Genomic DNA, 14,822 nt, shown 5'->3' with positions numbered 1-14,822 from the left:
GCCTTCGTCTACTTAGCGGCCCACGCCCCCTCAGGGGTGATGGGCCGCTTCGTTCTTTCCCTCTCCACTTTTTGACATGACCCTCCTTCCGACCCCTCCCGTAGGCCCGGGGCCGAACCCCGCCACTCGATGCGGATACGTCGCCCTGCTGGGGGTCCCCAACTCGGGAAAGTCCACCCTCTTCAACGCCCTCGTAGGATCCCGGCTGAGCATCGTCACGCCAAAGGCGCAGACGACCCAGCGCCAGATCCTCGGGCTGAACACGTCGGATGGGACTCAACTGGTCCTCGTCGATGCTCCGGGCGTCCTACACCCCCGCGACCTCCTTCAGCGGGCCCTTCTGGCGGGCGCACGAGAGGCCGCACGCTCCGCCGATCTCCTCGCCCTGGTCCTCGACCCCACACATCAGATGGATGAGGCAGCCCGAAGACTTCTCCTCGATGTGGCGTCCGAGGGACGGGGGCCACGCATCGGGATCGTGAACAAGACGGACCTCGCTGATGCGGCTTCCGTCGCCCGTGACGTGGCCTGGCTCGAAGGCGAGGCCGGAGCCCGCCGCTTTCTCGTCTCGGCCCGCACCGGAGTTGGAACGGGAGAGCTCCTGACCGCGTTGCGCGCCCTCCTCCCTCCGGGGCCCTTTCTTTTTCCCGAGGACGACATCGCCGCCGAGCCGGTCCGCTTTTTCGCCGCCGAATGCGTTCGGGAGGCCCTCTTCGAACAGTTCGAGGAAGAAGTGCCCTATGCGACTTTCTGTGAGATCGAGGAGTTTCGCGAGGGACGGGACCGCACCTACATCCAGGCCAACCTGTTCGTGGAGCGCCAATCACAGAAGGGAATCCTGATCGGGGAAGGCGGACGGGCCATTCGGGATCTCGGGGTGGCTGCGCGAGAAAAAATCGAGCACTTCCTGGGATCGCCGGTGTATCTCGATCTTTGGGTGAAGGTGCTCCCCGGCTGGCGGCGAAAAAGGGCGCAGCTCCGCCGACTCGGTCTCCCGGTCCCCGAGGACGATGGCACTCCGCAGGCTTCGTAACTTCTTGACCCTCTGGGGAGGGCTCGTTTTTTTTCTCCCGCCTTCGGCGTCGGCCCAGGCGGCCGATGAGGGAGCGCTGTTCCTCCTGATCCCATTCGGCGCCCAGGGTGTCGGGCTCGCCCGCGCAATGACGCCGCTCACGACCTCCGAAGGGGCCTTCTGGAATCCGGCGGGACTCGCGCGTCTCGACCGGTCGAGCATCCTGGTTTACCAGGGCGAACACGTGTCGGGGACGGCGACCGGCGTCTCCGCACTTCTGGCCTGGGACCGGGGGGGTACGCTCGGCCTTTCCTATGCCCTCCTCGACTCGGGCACGCAGGACCTCACGGACGAGACGGGGGCCGTCCTCGGGTCCATCACGATCCGCCAGCACCAGGCCATCCTGTCGACCGCCGCCCGCTTCGGGAGTTGGATCGCGGGTGGCGTAAACTTCAAGTTCGTGCAGTTCCGCCAAGGGTGTCGCGGGCAGTGTCCGGACGGGGGTGTGCGGGCGACTACCTACGCGGCTGACATCGGCGTCCAGCTCCAGCCCTTCGGGAGCCACCCGCTCGAGCTTGGCGTTTTAGTCGCCCACCTCGGCCCGCGTCTCAAATCCGAGGGTCCGATTCAGTCCGAACCGCTTCCTTCGCGACTCCGTTTTGGCGCCGCTTACTCCCTGCTGAGGGACGTCGGCGAAGAAGAGCTCAGAGTCCGTTTGATCCTGGAAGTGGAGGATCGCGTGCGAGAGCTTGGCGATCCCTCGGTGCTCCTGGGCTCGGAAATTTCGCTCGGCACCGGCGACCGAGTTACGGTGCGGGGCGGATACATCTTCGGTAACCGGACACAGATCGATGGCGCGGCGGTGGGCCTGGGACTCCGGTACGAGCGCTTCGAGCTCGGGATCGCCCGTTCTCTCGCGCGCGGCGGACCTTCTCTCGATCAGGAACCGGTCCATCTGACGCTGGGCCTCGGTCTTTGACGGAGGCGAAGCGCCAGGGGGCGGTGCCGGGTCCCGACGAAGTGATCGCCGCCCTGCGAGAATCCCGGCGCGGCCCGGTAAAGCCGAAAGACCTCGCCCGCCTCCTCGATGTCCCCCAAGCCCAGTACAGGGCGTTCCGGGAGCTCCTCCGGCGGCTCGAACAGGGTGGGGAGCTCTACCGGGTAAAGGGCAATCGCTACGCGATCCCCGACAAGATCAACCTCGTCGTGGGAACCCTTCAGATCACACGGTCCGGCGACGCCTTTCTCCGACCCGACCAGCCCCGCCAGAAGGACCTCTTCATCCCTGCCGCTAATCTGGCCTCGGGAATGGATGGAGACCGCGTGACCGCCCGCATCGAGAGCCGCCCTCGGGGTCTCTCGGCAGTCGGGCGGGTCCTCAAGGTCCTCGACCGGGCGCATCCCACGATCGTGGGGACCTTTCACCGCGCGCGGAACCTCGCTTTTGTGGCCCCCCTCGATCCACGGCTCTCCCGAGATGTGCTCCTGCCCGGGGGAGAAGCCGGCGGCGCCCGCGAGGGAGACGTTGTTGTGGTCCGCATCGTCCATTTCGGAGACCGGCGCCTGAACGCCGGCGGCGAGATCGAACGGGTCCTCGGGGGAATGGAGGACCCCGGCGTGGATGTTCTCGCGATCCTTTACGGCCACGGTCTCAAGGCGGAGTTCCCTTCGGAAGTGGAGACCGCCGCCCGCGAGGCCGCTCACCGACTCCGGACTCCCGGGGAACGCAAGGACCACAAGAATCTTCATGTCTTCACGATCGACCCCTCCGACGCGAAGGACCACGACGATGCGCTCTCGGTTACCCCCGCCGGTCCCGGGACATGGGAAGTAGGAGTCCACATTGCGGACGTGTCGCATTTCGTCGAAGAGGGATCACCGCTCGACCTGGAAGCCTTTCACCGAGGAACCTCTGTGTACCTCGTGGACCAGGTCGTGCCCATGCTTCCGCATCACCTCTCGTCCGATCTCTGTTCGCTGCGAAAAGGAACGGACCGGCTGGCAGTCTCACTCTTTCTGAGGATGGACGAGGAAGGACGGGTCCGGGGGCACCGCTTCGAGCGGAGCTGGATTCGTTGCGCTCATGCCCTCGACTACGATCTCGTCCAGGATGTCCTTTCGGGGCAGGCGACCGTGGACGAGGTGACGGACGACGCACTCCGCACGCTGGACCGCCTCGCGAAGGCGCTCCGAGGGAAACGAAAGGATCGCGGGTCCCTCGACTTCGACCTCCCCGAGGCACGCGTGATACTCGATGCGGAAGGGGCCCCGGTGGACATCCTCCGGAGGGTTCAGATGGATTCCCACCGGTTGATCGAGGACTTCATGATCCTCGCGAACGAAGTCGTGGCTCGCGAAGCCGAGTCGCGCGGGCTCCCCATTCCCTTTCGCATCCACGAACCGCCCGCGGAGGACCGGGGAGACGAGCTCCGCGCATTCCTGAACTCGATCGGACATTCCGTTCCGAAGGGGAAGCTCCGGCCCAAGATCCTTCAGGAAATCCTGAGTCGCACCGAGGGACGACCCGAGGGGCCCCTCGTCTCCACCGTCGTCCTCAAGTCCATGACCCGCGCGCGTTACGACGCCGAGAACCTGGGTCACTTCGGGCTCGCGTCGAAAGCCTATACCCACTTCACTTCGCCGATTCGGAGGTACCCCGACCTGGCACTCCACAGGGTGGTCGTCCGAAGCCTCGTCCAGGGGCGAGAGCCCCATGAACGTTGGGGGGCTCCCTACCTGGACGAGATGACGGCGCGCTCGAGCGAGCGGGAAAGGATCGCCCAGAAGGCGGAACGGGACTCGGTCGAGCTCAAGAAAGTCGAGTTCATGCGCCGGCACCTCGGCTCCGAGTTCGACGGGACGATTTCGGGGGTCACGACCTTTGGGTTCTTCGTCCTCCTGGACCGGTTCTTCGTGGAGGGACTGGTACACGTGAGTGCCCTGGGCGATGATTATTATGTCTTTCAGCCTGAGTCCTACACCCTCGCCGGAACACGCACGAAGCGCCGTTACCGGCTCAGCGACCGGGTTCGCATCCAGGTGGCCCGAGTCTCCAAGGAGGAGCGAAGAATTGATTTCCTCTTAGTGCGCAAGCTTGTTTGACTAGTGAGTGACGCCCCGGTACCCTGATCCGGCCCAATCCTTCGACGACTCTCAAGGAATCCGATGGCCGCGGAGCGCACCCTCCTTTTCTGCGACGGTGGGCGCAACGACGTTCCCGCGCTCCTGGCTGAATTCGCCCGCTCCCAGGGGCTCGACGTCGTGACCCTTGGGACCCCGGTCGAGATTCTGGAGCGGGCCAGCCGGGCCTTTCCGGCCTGCCTGGTCCTGGACGCCCGCGAGGAGCCGCTGGCCTCCCTCGAGATCTGCGCGCGGATGAAGGAGGATCCCTTCACGGCGATCGTCCCCGTGGCACTCATGGTGCCGACCGACGTCCCGGACCTCTCGACGAGAGGGCTCGAAGCGGGGGCCGACGAGGTTCTCCACGAGGAGGCGTCGGATCGCGAAAATTACCTCCGCCTCGACCTCCTCCTCCGCCGGGCGGCACGCGATGTCTCGGTTCACCCCACCACCCGTCTTCCCGGGACGAATCAGATCGACCGCGACCTGGCTCGGCGGCTCGCGAACGGCGCGCCCTTCGCGCTCTGTTACGCCGACCTCGACCACTTCAAGGAATTCAATGACCGGTATGGGTACAACCGGGGAGACCGGGTTATCTTCCTCGTTTCGAAGATCCTACGCGATCTCGTGCGCGCCCTCGCGCCCGGAGGATTCGTGGGCCACATCGGGGGGGACGACTTCCTCTTCTCGATGCCCCTCGAACACATGGAACGCACCTGCGACGAGATCCTCGGCCTGTTCGACGAGCTCATTCCATATCAGTACTCGGAGGAGGACCGCCGGATGGGGTACTTCCTCGGAAAAGACCGTCGCGGCAACTTCCATCGGATACCGATGATGTCGCTCTCCATCGGAGTCGTCACGAATCAGGCACAGGAATTCATCCACACCGCGGAGGCGAGCGAGCTCGCGGCGGAAATGAAGACCTACGCCAAGACGCTTCCCGGATCGGTGTACGTCGTAGATCGCAGACAGATCGGCACGCGCGTGGAGCGTTACGTCACCGATTAGGAGCGCACATGTCGAAACGCGGCCACACGCCCAGACCCGGCAGGAGGAATCCCGGCAGGTGACGAACACCGCTCCCGCGTTCACGGTGTATTGCCCCTCTTGCTCGACGGGCTTTCCGATCGACCCCGCGAAGGTTCCGGTGGCGGGAGTCCACGCGATTTGCTCGGCATGCCTCCGCGTCTTTCAGGTCGTCGCTCCCGCGGGAGCGGCCGAACCCTGGGGGGAAGCCAGCGAGCCAGGCGGCGTAGCGCCTCCTCTCTCGGAAGTAGCCGACGTAGCCGGAACGGACTTCGACCCGACCGTTGCGGTACCCGAAGAGGCGGCGGAGGAAGCGACCTCCCACTCGCCGGACACGGTTGCGGAAGAAAGCGCGCCGCCCGTCCAGAGGGCCGGTCACCCTGGGGTCCCTTCCGTGGCCTCCGGGGCGGAGCGTTTCGGCCACCGGGATCCCCACGAGAGAGCACGGCACCTGGCCCGGGTCCTCGTGTCCGACATCATCGCCTACTATCCGGTGAAGTACCGTGAGTCCTTCGACCGGGGCACCCTCCAGCAGGACTTCCGTTCGGAGGTGGAGCGCTCATGGAAGGAATACGTGGACCAGGTCGGGCTAGAGACGGCAGAGGGGACATCCTTCTTCAAGGACGCCCTGAACCAGGTGTTGGGGAAGGGAAGGCACACCTTCTGACGACACCGTTCCGGGGGCGCGTCCCGGCCTCGACGCGTTGAACCGCGCGGGCTCCGGGGGTATGTTTCAAATATGGCCCGGGCGCGGCGAGCCGGCCGGCCGGGGCCCCGTCTCGGAGGGGCCGTTCCCGCGCGGGCGGCCCCTTCTCCATAAGGAAGCATGAACGCCGACGCGATCCACGAAGTGAAGTACCTCCGCCAAAGGGTCCAGGACCTGAGGGGGTTTCTTTGACGTCGAGCTTCGATCTCGCCGGATCCAGGAGATGGAGGCTCGCATGGCCGAGCCGACGTTCTGGGAGCGGCCCGAAGAAGCTCGAGAAGTCATGGCGGAGGCGACCCGACTCAAGGGTTGGGTCGAGCCCTGGATCACGCTGGATGCGAAGGCCACCGAGCTGGTGGATCTAGCCGAGCTCCTTCGTACGGAGCCCGATCCCGGCCTGGAGGAGGAGTGGGTTCGGGAGCTCGCCCGACTCGAGGAGGGACTCGAAGCGCTCGAGCTCCGGACCATGCTTCAGGGGGAGGACGATCGCCTCGGGGCGATTCTCACGATCCACCCCGGCGCCGGCGGCACGGAGTCCCAGGACTGGGCCGAGATGCTCCTTCGCATGTACCGCCGGTGGGCCGAGCGCCATGGGTTCAAGGTCGAGCTGCTCGACCTCCAGCCGGGTGAAGAAGCGGGGATCAAGGGCGCAAGCCTCGCGATCTCCGGCGAGTGGGCTTACGGCTACCTCAAGGCCGAGAAAGGTGTGCACCGGCTGGTACGCATCTCCCCTTTCGACTCTCAGGCTCGCCGGCACACCTCCTTCGCATCCGTCTTCATCTATCCCGAGGTGGACGAGGAGATCGAGATCGATCTGGACGAAGGTGATCTTCGCGTGGATACCTTCCGGGCTTCCGGCGCGGGCGGCCAGCACGTGAACAAGACCGACTCCGCGATTCGACTCACCCACATCCCCACCGGGATCGTGGTCTCGTGCCAGCAGGAACGCTCGCAGCACAAGAATCGCGCGACGGCAATGAAGATGCTTCGGGCTGCCCTGTACGACCGGGCCATCGCGGAGCGAGAGAAGGAGAAAGAAGCGGTCGAGGCGACGAAGACCGACATCGCTTGGGGAAATCAGATTCGGTCGTACGTCTTCCAGCCCTACACCATGGTGAACGACCACCGGACGGAGTTGAAGATCACCGACGTGGACCGCGTCATGGACGGCGATCTGGACCCATTCATCCAGGCTTACCTGAAACAGTACGGCGCGCAGGCGAAGGCATGACCCGCGAAGCGAGTCACCTCCTCCGAACGCGCCGGGAAAAGCTGGACGCCCTCCGCGAACGGGGGATCGAGCCCTTTGCCTACGCCTACGACCGAACCCACCGGAGCGAAGAAGCCATCCGGGCCTTCGAGGAAGCGGAGAAGGGAAGCGCCGAGGAATCGGGGGATGAAATCCGTGTCCGCGTCGCCGGTAGGATCGTAAGCTGGCGGGGACACGGGAAGACGGCATTCGCCCACATCCAGGATGGTGCCGGCCGCATCCAACTCTATCTTCGCCTGGACGTCCTCGGGGAAGAGGCTTTCGAAATCCTCTCCCTCCTCGATCTCGGCGACTGGATCGGAGCGGAGGGCAGCCTCTTTCGCACCCGGACGGGCGAGGTGACGCTTCGGACGGAGTCCTGGATCCTCCTCTCGAAGTCCCTGCGTCCGCTCCCCTTCGGAAAGGATGAAGTGGATCCCGAGTCGCGGGAGCGCATCGTCCACTCCGGATTCGCGGACGTGCAGGGACGATATCGCCAACGCTACGCGGACCTGGCCGTGAATCCGGAGGTGCGCGAGGTCTTTCGCACGAGGGCCGGAGTGCTCACGGCGATTCGGCGTTTTCTCGACGGCCGGGGGTTTCTGGAGGTTGAGACCCCGATCCTCCAGCCGATTTACGGGGGCGCCGCCGCGAGGCCCTTCACCACCCACCACAACGCCCTGGACACCGCGCTCTACCTGCGAATCGCGGACGAGCTCTACCTGAAGCGGCTCGTCGTGGGCGGATTCGAGCGAGTGTACGAGATCGGGAAGGATTTTCGGAACGAGGGGATCGACCGGGTGCATAACCCGGAGTTCACGATGCTGGAGTTCTACCAGGCCTTCGCGGATTATCACGAGATGATGGGGGTCGTGGAGGAGCTGCTCGGGTCCGTTGCCGATGAAGTCCTCGGGGGACCCCGACTCACCTATCAGGGGGAGAGCGTGAGTCTCGCCCCCCCCTTCGCACGTGTGGGCTTCTTGAATGCGTTGAATGACCGCCTCGGGGAGGACGTAACCGCGATCGGAGAGGCCGAGCTCAGGGAACGCGCTCAGGGTGCGGCCGGGGAGGACCTCGAGCCCGGGGCCGGCCGGGGCCGTCTCCTGGACAAGCTCTTCGGCGCACTCGTGGAGCCCCTGCTCGTGCAGCCCACCTTCGTCATTGATTACCCGGTCGAGCTTTCCCCTCTCGCCAAGGCCAAGCGCGGCGCACCCGGCCTCACCGAGCGTTTCGAGCTCTTCGTGGCCGGGCGAGAGATCGCCAACGCTTTCTCCGAGTTGAATGATCCTCTCGTCCAGCGGGAGCGCTTCGAAGCACAGAGCCGCCTCCGAGAGGCGGGCGACGACGAAACCCACCCGATCGACGAAGACTTCCTGCGCGCCATGGAGTTCGGAATGCCGCCGATGGGGGGGGTTGGAATCGGGGTGGACCGCCTCGTCATGCTCCTCACCGACAGCGCTTCGATCCGAGACGTCATCCTCTTTCCCACCCTCCGGCCCGAAGAGGGAGGAGGAGCATGAGCTCCGGAGCCTGACGTGGTACGGCTTTCCTGGTTCCTCGCCCGGCGGTATCTCGCCTCTCGAAAGAGAGGCCGCCTCCTCTCTTTCATCACCTGGATCGCCCTCGGCGGAATCACCGTCGGAGTGACCGCGTTGATCGTCGTGATCGGTGTCATGGACGGCATGCAGAAGGAGCTCCAGGACAAGATCCTGGGGGCGACGCCGCATCTGGTCGTTCTGGAGAGAGGAAATTCCCTCCGCATGAGCGGTTGGCGGGACATCGCGGTGCGAGTTCAGGAAAACACTTCGGTCCAAGCCGTCACCCCTTTCGCGCTGACCAAGGTCATGGTCATCCGCGGGGCGGATTTCGCGCAGGCCCTGGACCTCTATGGCTTCGACCTCGGGGCGCCGCCGGAGGAGGCCGCCACCGAAACCGAGGCGGAGCTGCGACGGCAGCTCAGCGATCTCGAAGCGACCGAGGGAGAGCTTCCCCCCGTCGTCCTCGGGGAGCTGAACGCCGCGCGAATGGGTCTCTTTCCGGGCGACACCATCTTTGTCATCGCCGTGGAGAACATGGGCTTCACCCCGATGGGGACGCTGAGCCCGGCGATCCGTCGGTGGGTGGTGGCAGGAACCTTTGGGACGGGGATGTACGACTACGACATGAACAATGCTTACGCCCCGCTCGAGCAGGTGCAATCGCTCCTCGGGATGCGCACGGATGACCAGGTGTCGGGGCTGGGCGTTCGCATCGTGGATCCCTGGGTGGCGGAGGATGTCGGAATCGCATTGCAGGCGGAGCTGGGACCGCTTTACTACACGGAGAGCTGGATCACTACGAACCAGTCGCTTTTTTCAGCGCTCCGGCTGGAAAAGCTCGCCATGGGGGTAATCCTCTTCCTCATCGTGATCGTCGCCGCGTTCAACATCGTGAGCACCCTGGTCATGGTCGTCGTGGACCGGACTTCGGAGATCGGGATTCTAAAATCCATGGGGATGTCCGACCCACAGGTGCTCCGGGTCTTCGTTCTGCAGGGATTCGCGATCGGTGTCCTCGGAACCTTCCTGGGCACCAGCTTCGGCCTGATACTCTCCTGGATCCTCGACCGATACGAGATCATCCGGATTCCTCCGGACATCTATTTCATCGAACGGCTACCCGTCTCGGTGGACCCGGTAGACATCGCGATCATCGTCGGAGGAAGTCTCCTCATCTCGCTCGTGGCGACGATCTACCCCGCGCTGCAGGCATCCCGCCTCGAGCCCGTGGAGGCGATCAAGCATGAGTGAGGCCCCCTTCGAGGCCGCTACCCCGGCCCATCCGGCGGAAGACAAGGTTCCCCTTTGGGCTGAGGATCTGCACAAGAGCTTTCGCCTCGGGGACGGGAGTGAACTCCGCATCCTCCAGGGGGTAGGGCTCCAAGTCCGCCTCGGTGAGGCGGTCGCAATCGTCGGATCCAGCGGGGCCGGGAAGTCCACGCTCCTGCACCTCCTCGGCGCCCTCGACCGGCCGAGCCGAGGTCGGATCTTCATCGGGGGGACTCCCCTGGACGGCCGATCTTCGGGAGAGCTGGCCCGAATTCGCAACGGGCTGGTCGGTTTCGTCTTTCAGTTTCACCACCTCCTTCGCGAATTCTCGGCGCTCGAGAACGCGATGATCCCGCAACTCATCCACGGGCGCTCCGCGGAGGAGGCTCGACGGAAGGCGGAAGAGCTCCTTCGGGCGGTCGGACTCGGGGCCCGTCTCGGGCACCGCCCTTGGCAGCTCTCAGGGGGCGAGCAGCAGAGGGTTGCCGTGGCGAGGGCCCTCGTCAACGATCCGGCCGTGTTGCTCGCGGACGAACCGTCAGGGAATCTCGATACGAGGACGAGCGAGGAGTTGCACGACGTCCTTTTTCGACTGCGCGAAGAGCGTGGGCTCTCGATGGTACTCGTGACGCACAACCGCGAGCTCGCGGCGCGGGCCGACCGGACCTTCCTCCTGAGGGAGGGAGTACTGTCCGTGGCTCCGGCCTAGGAGGCCGAAAGGAAGAGACGGGAAGGAGATTGGATGGTCTGCCACAATTGCGGCGCGCAGAATGCGGTCGTGCATCTGACACAGGTCGTGGACAAGGAGATGAAGACTCTCCACCTCTGCGAGCGTTGTGCCGCGGAGAAGGGCGTCGAGCCGACAGCCATCCCGGAGAATTTCCCTCTCACGGACCTCCTCGCCCAGATGGGGCACGACGAGCGGGTTCCGAAGGAGGGGGGGGCCTCGGCCAGCTGCAGCTTCTGCGCGCTGACCTTCACGGAGTTCAAGGAATCCGGGCGCCTCGGCTGCCCGCACTGTTGGTCCACCTTCGAGGGACCCCTCCGCTCGCTCCTCCGGCGGATTCACGGGGGATCCCAGCACCTCGGCAAGGTCTATCTCTCTCCCGACCCTTCGGTCTCGGAGCGCGAAAAACGGATGGAATCGCTGCGCCGGAAGCTCCACCGCGCCGTGGAGTTGGAAGATTTCGAGAGAGCGGCCGAATTGCGCGACGAAATCCGAAGCATGGAGCCGGCGTAAGCCTTTGGGCGACACACACCTGATCCGGGATTCCGGGCTCGGTTGGCTCGACGCGAGCGGAGAGCACGCGGACATCGTCCTCTCCACCCGCATTCGGCTGGCGCGCAACGTCCAGGGGTTCGCTTGCGGCTCGCGGGCGCGGGTGAACGACCGCACTGCCGTGTTGGCGCGAATCCGTGGGGTCTGCCCACGCATCGAGTCTTTGCGAGAGGCGGAAGTCACCGAGCTCTCCGGCCTGGAGCCGCGGCGCCGGAGGATTCTCCTGGAGCGCCGGCTCGCCTCGCGGGATCTCCTCGGGGAGAGCGGGTCCGGCCCCGCCCGCGGGACCGCCGTCGTCCTTCCCGCGGACCAACCCGTCTCGATCATGGTCAACGAGGAGGACCATCTCCGGCTCCAGATCCTCGTCTCCGGCCTCCGGCTGAGGGAGGCCTGGAGGACGCTCGACGCTCTTGACGAGGAGCTGGGCCGGGAAGTCCCGTATGCCTACCACCACGAGTTCGGGTTCCTCACGAGTTGCCCCACGAACGTGGGAACGGGGCTCAGAGCCTCCGTACTCATGCACCTTCCTGCCCTCGTCCTCACGAAGGAGATCGGGAAGGTCCTTCAGGGACTGTCGCAGGTGGGCCTCACCTTCCGCGGCCTTTATGGGGAGGGATCCGAAGTGGTCGGGAATTTCTTCCAAGTCTCTAACCAGACGACACTTGGGAAAAGCGAAGAGGACCTCGTAGACCACCTGGACCGAATCGTCCGGCAGGTCATTCAGTACGAGGCCCATGCCCGACAGGTCCTCCTCCGGGACGCCGCCGCGGTCACGGAGGACAAGATTTGGCGAGCCTATGGTTTACTCCGCTACGCCCGCTCCCTATCCTTCGAAGAGGTTATGAACCTGCTCAGCGGGGTTCGACTCGGGGCGAGCCTGAAACTCCTTCCGGGACTTCGGGTATATTCGCTCAACAAGGTCATGGTCTTCACCCAGCCCGCGCATCTGGAAGAAGCGGCTGGCCGAGAGCTCTCCGAGCAGGAATGCGACGTTCACAGGGCGGCCTTGGTTCGGCGGATCCTCTCCACCGAAGGTGTCGTAACCCCGGACGACGACGCGCCGGACGGCACGGATCCTGCTGACCCGCCCTCGCGAGGGGAATGATGAACTACAACTTCACCGATCGTGTGCGGAAGGTGCTGGCGATGGCCCGCGACGAGGCCATCCGGCTTCAGCACGACTATGTGGGACCGGAGCACATTCTCCTGGGCCTGATCCGCGAAGGTGAAGGTGTCGCCGCGGCCGTGCTCACCAACCTGAGCGCGGATCTCGATCAGGTGCATGAGCGGGTCGAAGAATCCATCAAGAAGGGAAAGGCGACGATCGCGCTGGGCGAGCTTCCCTATACCTCCCGAGCCAAGAAGGTTCTCGAGTTCGCGATGGCCGAGGCGCGCGAGCTCAACCACTCTTACGTCGGGACCGAGCACCTCCTTCTGGGCCTCCTTCGCGAAGAGAAGGGGGTTCCGGCCCAGGTCCTCGGCTCCCTTGGCATTTCCCTCGAGGACGCACGTGCGGAGACGCTCAAAGTCCTTGGGTCCGAGATGGGTTCGAGCGAAGGTGGGCCTTCCGAACCCGCCGGGATCGGCGGTGGGGCGTCGCCCACTCCCGGTGGCGGCGGCAAGGGGGAGAAGAAGTCCAAAACCCCCGCTCTCGATCATTTCTGCCGCGACCTGACCGACCTCGCGACCCAGGGAAAACTGGACCCGACGATTGGGCGGAAGTCCGAAATCGAGCGGGTGATCGAGATCCTTTGCCGGAGGAAGAAGAACAATCCCGTTCTGATCGGGGAGCCGGGGGTTGGGAAGACGGCGATCGTGGAGGGGCTCGCGCAGCTCATCGCGCGCGGAGAAGTCACGGAGGCCCTGAAGGAACACCGTGTCCTTGCCCTCGATATGGCGGCCGTCATCGCCGGCACGAAGTACCGCGGCCAGTTCGAGGAGCGCCTCAAGGCGGTGATGAACGAGATCTCACAGAACCGCAACGTCATCCTCTTCATCGATGAGTTGCACACCCTCGTCGGCGCTGGGGCGGCCGAAGGAGCGATTGACGCTTCGAACATGTTGAAGCCCGCGCTGGCCCGCGGTGAGCTGCAGTGCATCGGGGCATCCACCCTCAACGAGTACCGCAAGTACATCGAGAAGGACGGGGCACTCGAACGCCGCTTCCAGCCGGTCCTCGTGGACCCGCCTGGAGTCGAGGAGACCGTGGAGATTCTCCGTGGCCTTCGTTCGCATTACGAGGACCACCACAGGGTTGTGATTCCCGACGAGACCCTTGAAGCCGCATCGCGGCTTTCCGACCGGTACATCACGGACCGGTTCCTCCCGGACAAGGCGATCGACGTGATCGACGAGGCGGGTGCGCGCGCACGCATCGCGGCTCAGGTCCCTCCTCCCGACATGGAGGAGATGAAGGACGAGCTCACGGGAATCGGAGATCTCAAGGAGTCGGCGATTCGGGATCAGGATTTCGAGCGAGCGGCGGAGTTACGCGACCAGGAACGCGAGGTCCAGCGGCGCATCAAGATCCGACAGGACTCCTGGGAGGCTGAACGGCGCGAGAATCGCCCCGAGATCTCCGCCGAGGAAGTGGCGTTCATCGTCTCGCGATGGACCGGGATTCCGGTCACCCGGCTCCGTCAGGCCGAGTCGGATCGCCTCGTCCGGATGGAGGAGGAGCTCCACAAGAGGATCGTCGGGCAGGACGACGCGATCGCGGCGATTTCGCGCGCGATTCGGCGGAGCCGCGCCGGGCTGAAGGATCCCAATCGTCCGATCGGCTCCTTCATCTTCTCGGGCCCGACCGGCGTCGGGAAGACCGAGCTCGCGAGGGCGCTCGCCGAGTTCCTCTTCGCGGACCGGGACGCTCTGATCCGGGTGGACATGAGCGAATACATGGAGAAGTTCTCCGTCTCGCGGCTCATCGGCGCCCCTCCGGGCTACGTCGGCTACGAGGACTCGGGGGCACTCACGAAGGCGGTTCGGCGGCGCCCCTATTCCGTCGTGCTCCTCGACGAGATCGAGAAGGCACATCCGGACGTGTTTAATATCCTCCTTCAGGTCCTCGACGAAGGGCACCTGACGGACAACTACGGCCGGGTGATCGACTTCAAGAACACCGTCCTCATCATGACCTCGAATCTGGGTGCGCGAGACATCACGAAGGGGGGCGGCGTCGGTTTCCACGCGGCCGATCCGATGTCGAACTACGAGATCATGCGCGACAAGGTTCGCGAAGAAATCGAGCGCGCCTTTAATCCCGAGTTTCTGAATCGGATCGACGACACCATCGTTTTCCATCCGCTCACCCGCGAACAGATCGGGGAGATCGTCCACATTCTTCTCGCCGACGTCCACAAGCGACTCCAGGACGAGGAGTTGACGTTGCGCGTCACGGATGAGGCCGTGGCCTTCCTGGTGGAGCGCGGGTACGACCAGAAGTTCGGGGCCCGGCCACTGCGACGGGCGATTCAGCGGTATCTCGAGGACCCACTCTCCGAGAAGATTTTGGAAGCGCAGTTCGGGGCCGGCGCCGAGATCGAGGTGGATGTCGATCCGGATGGGGAGCGCCTGACGCTCCGGGAAGCCTCGGCCTCGAAAAAGACTTAGCTGGCCGCGGA

Annotated in this window: 12 protein-coding genes; all 12 read left to right on the top strand. The window is 64.8% G+C overall.

The window, feature by feature from the left end; all coding sequences use genetic code 11:
- Window positions 1-76 precede the first annotated feature (76 nt).
- A complete protein-coding gene (era, locus tag WEG36_12560; protein MEX1258442.1) occupies window positions 77-1,033 on the top strand; it encodes a GTPase Era in 957 nt (318 codons plus the stop codon).
- Window positions 1,011-1,991 carry a hypothetical protein gene (locus WEG36_12555; protein ID MEX1258441.1) on the top strand — a complete coding sequence of 327 codons (981 nt, stop codon included), beginning with the start codon at window positions 1,011-1,013 and terminating at the stop codon, window positions 1,989-1,991. Before era ends, WEG36_12555 begins: the two co-directional genes overlap by 23 nt.
- Window positions 1,988-4,114, top strand: a complete 2,127-nt coding sequence (gene rnr / locus WEG36_12550) for a ribonuclease R (GenBank protein ID MEX1258440.1) — start codon at window positions 1,988-1,990, stop codon at window positions 4,112-4,114. Before WEG36_12555 ends, rnr begins: the two co-directional genes overlap by 4 nt.
- Window positions 4,115-4,177: 63 nt before the next feature.
- Window positions 4,178-5,143 (top strand): diguanylate cyclase, encoded by a 966-nt coding sequence (locus WEG36_12545; GenBank protein MEX1258439.1) that lies wholly within the window; start codon window positions 4,178-4,180, stop codon window positions 5,141-5,143.
- A gap of 58 nt (window positions 5,144-5,201) precedes the next feature.
- Window positions 5,202-5,828, top strand: a complete 627-nt coding sequence (locus WEG36_12540) for a zinc-ribbon domain-containing protein (GenBank protein MEX1258438.1) — start codon at window positions 5,202-5,204, stop codon at window positions 5,826-5,828.
- A gap of 159 nt (window positions 5,829-5,987) precedes the next feature.
- Window positions 5,988-7,098 (top strand): peptide chain release factor 2 gene (gene prfB, locus WEG36_12535; GenBank protein MEX1258437.1). Its coding sequence is split into 2 segments (ribosomal slippage): window positions 5,988-6,056 and window positions 6,058-7,098, totalling 1,110 coding nucleotides; the frame shifts between segments, so codons are not numbered across the junction.
- Window positions 7,095-8,636, top strand: a complete 1,542-nt coding sequence (gene lysS, locus WEG36_12530; protein MEX1258436.1) for a lysine--tRNA ligase — start codon at window positions 7,095-7,097, stop codon at window positions 8,634-8,636. Before prfB ends, lysS begins: the two co-directional genes overlap by 4 nt.
- Before the next feature lie 15 nt (window positions 8,637-8,651).
- The gene (locus tag WEG36_12525) at window positions 8,652-9,905 is read left to right on the top strand and encodes an ABC transporter permease (GenBank protein ID MEX1258435.1); all 1,254 of its coding nucleotides are present in this window, start codon (window positions 8,652-8,654) and stop codon (window positions 9,903-9,905) included.
- Window positions 9,898-10,632: an ABC transporter ATP-binding protein gene (locus WEG36_12520; GenBank protein MEX1258434.1), complete on the top strand. Its 735-nt coding sequence runs from the start codon at window positions 9,898-9,900 to the stop codon at window positions 10,630-10,632. The genes WEG36_12525 and WEG36_12520 overlap by 8 nt, the downstream gene beginning before the upstream one ends.
- A gap of 33 nt (window positions 10,633-10,665) precedes the next feature.
- Entirely contained in the window at window positions 10,666-11,163 is a 498-nt protein-coding gene (locus WEG36_12515; protein MEX1258433.1) for a UvrB/UvrC motif-containing protein, read from the top strand.
- A 4-nt stretch (window positions 11,164-11,167) separates the two neighbouring features.
- Window positions 11,168-12,307, top strand: coding sequence for a protein arginine kinase (locus WEG36_12510; protein MEX1258432.1), 1,140 nt, complete (start codon window positions 11,168-11,170; stop codon window positions 12,305-12,307).
- Window positions 12,304-14,811, top strand: coding sequence for an ATP-dependent Clp protease ATP-binding subunit (locus tag WEG36_12505; protein MEX1258431.1), 2,508 nt, complete (start codon window positions 12,304-12,306; stop codon window positions 14,809-14,811). The genes WEG36_12510 and WEG36_12505 overlap by 4 nt, the downstream gene beginning before the upstream one ends.
- The last annotated feature ends 11 nt before the right edge of the window (window positions 14,812-14,822 follow it).

The organism is Gemmatimonadota bacterium (assembly GCA_040882465.1).
Classification (GTDB): domain Bacteria; phylum Gemmatimonadota; class Gemmatimonadetes; order Longimicrobiales; family Gaopeijiaceae; genus JBBEBG01.
Note: the sequence above shows the minus strand (reverse complement) of the source record. Positions and strands in the feature narration are given on the sequence as shown.

Coding starts and splice junctions, on each gene's coding strand:
- WEG36_12555 (MEX1258441.1), top strand. CDS start 1,011: ATGGCACTCCGCAGGCTTCGTAACTTCTTGACCCTCTGGGGAGGGCTC.
- WEG36_12505 (MEX1258431.1), top strand. CDS start 12,304: ATGATGAACTACAACTTCACCGATCGTGTGCGGAAGGTGCTGGCGATG.
- era (MEX1258442.1), top strand. CDS start 77: ATGACCCTCCTTCCGACCCCTCCCGTAGGCCCGGGGCCGAACCCCGCC.
- lysS (MEX1258436.1), top strand. CDS start 7,095: ATGACCCGCGAAGCGAGTCACCTCCTCCGAACGCGCCGGGAAAAGCTG.
- WEG36_12515 (MEX1258433.1), top strand. CDS start 10,666: ATGGTCTGCCACAATTGCGGCGCGCAGAATGCGGTCGTGCATCTGACA.
- WEG36_12520 (MEX1258434.1), top strand. CDS start 9,898: ATGAGTGAGGCCCCCTTCGAGGCCGCTACCCCGGCCCATCCGGCGGAA.
- WEG36_12545 (MEX1258439.1), top strand. CDS start 4,178: ATGGCCGCGGAGCGCACCCTCCTTTTCTGCGACGGTGGGCGCAACGAC.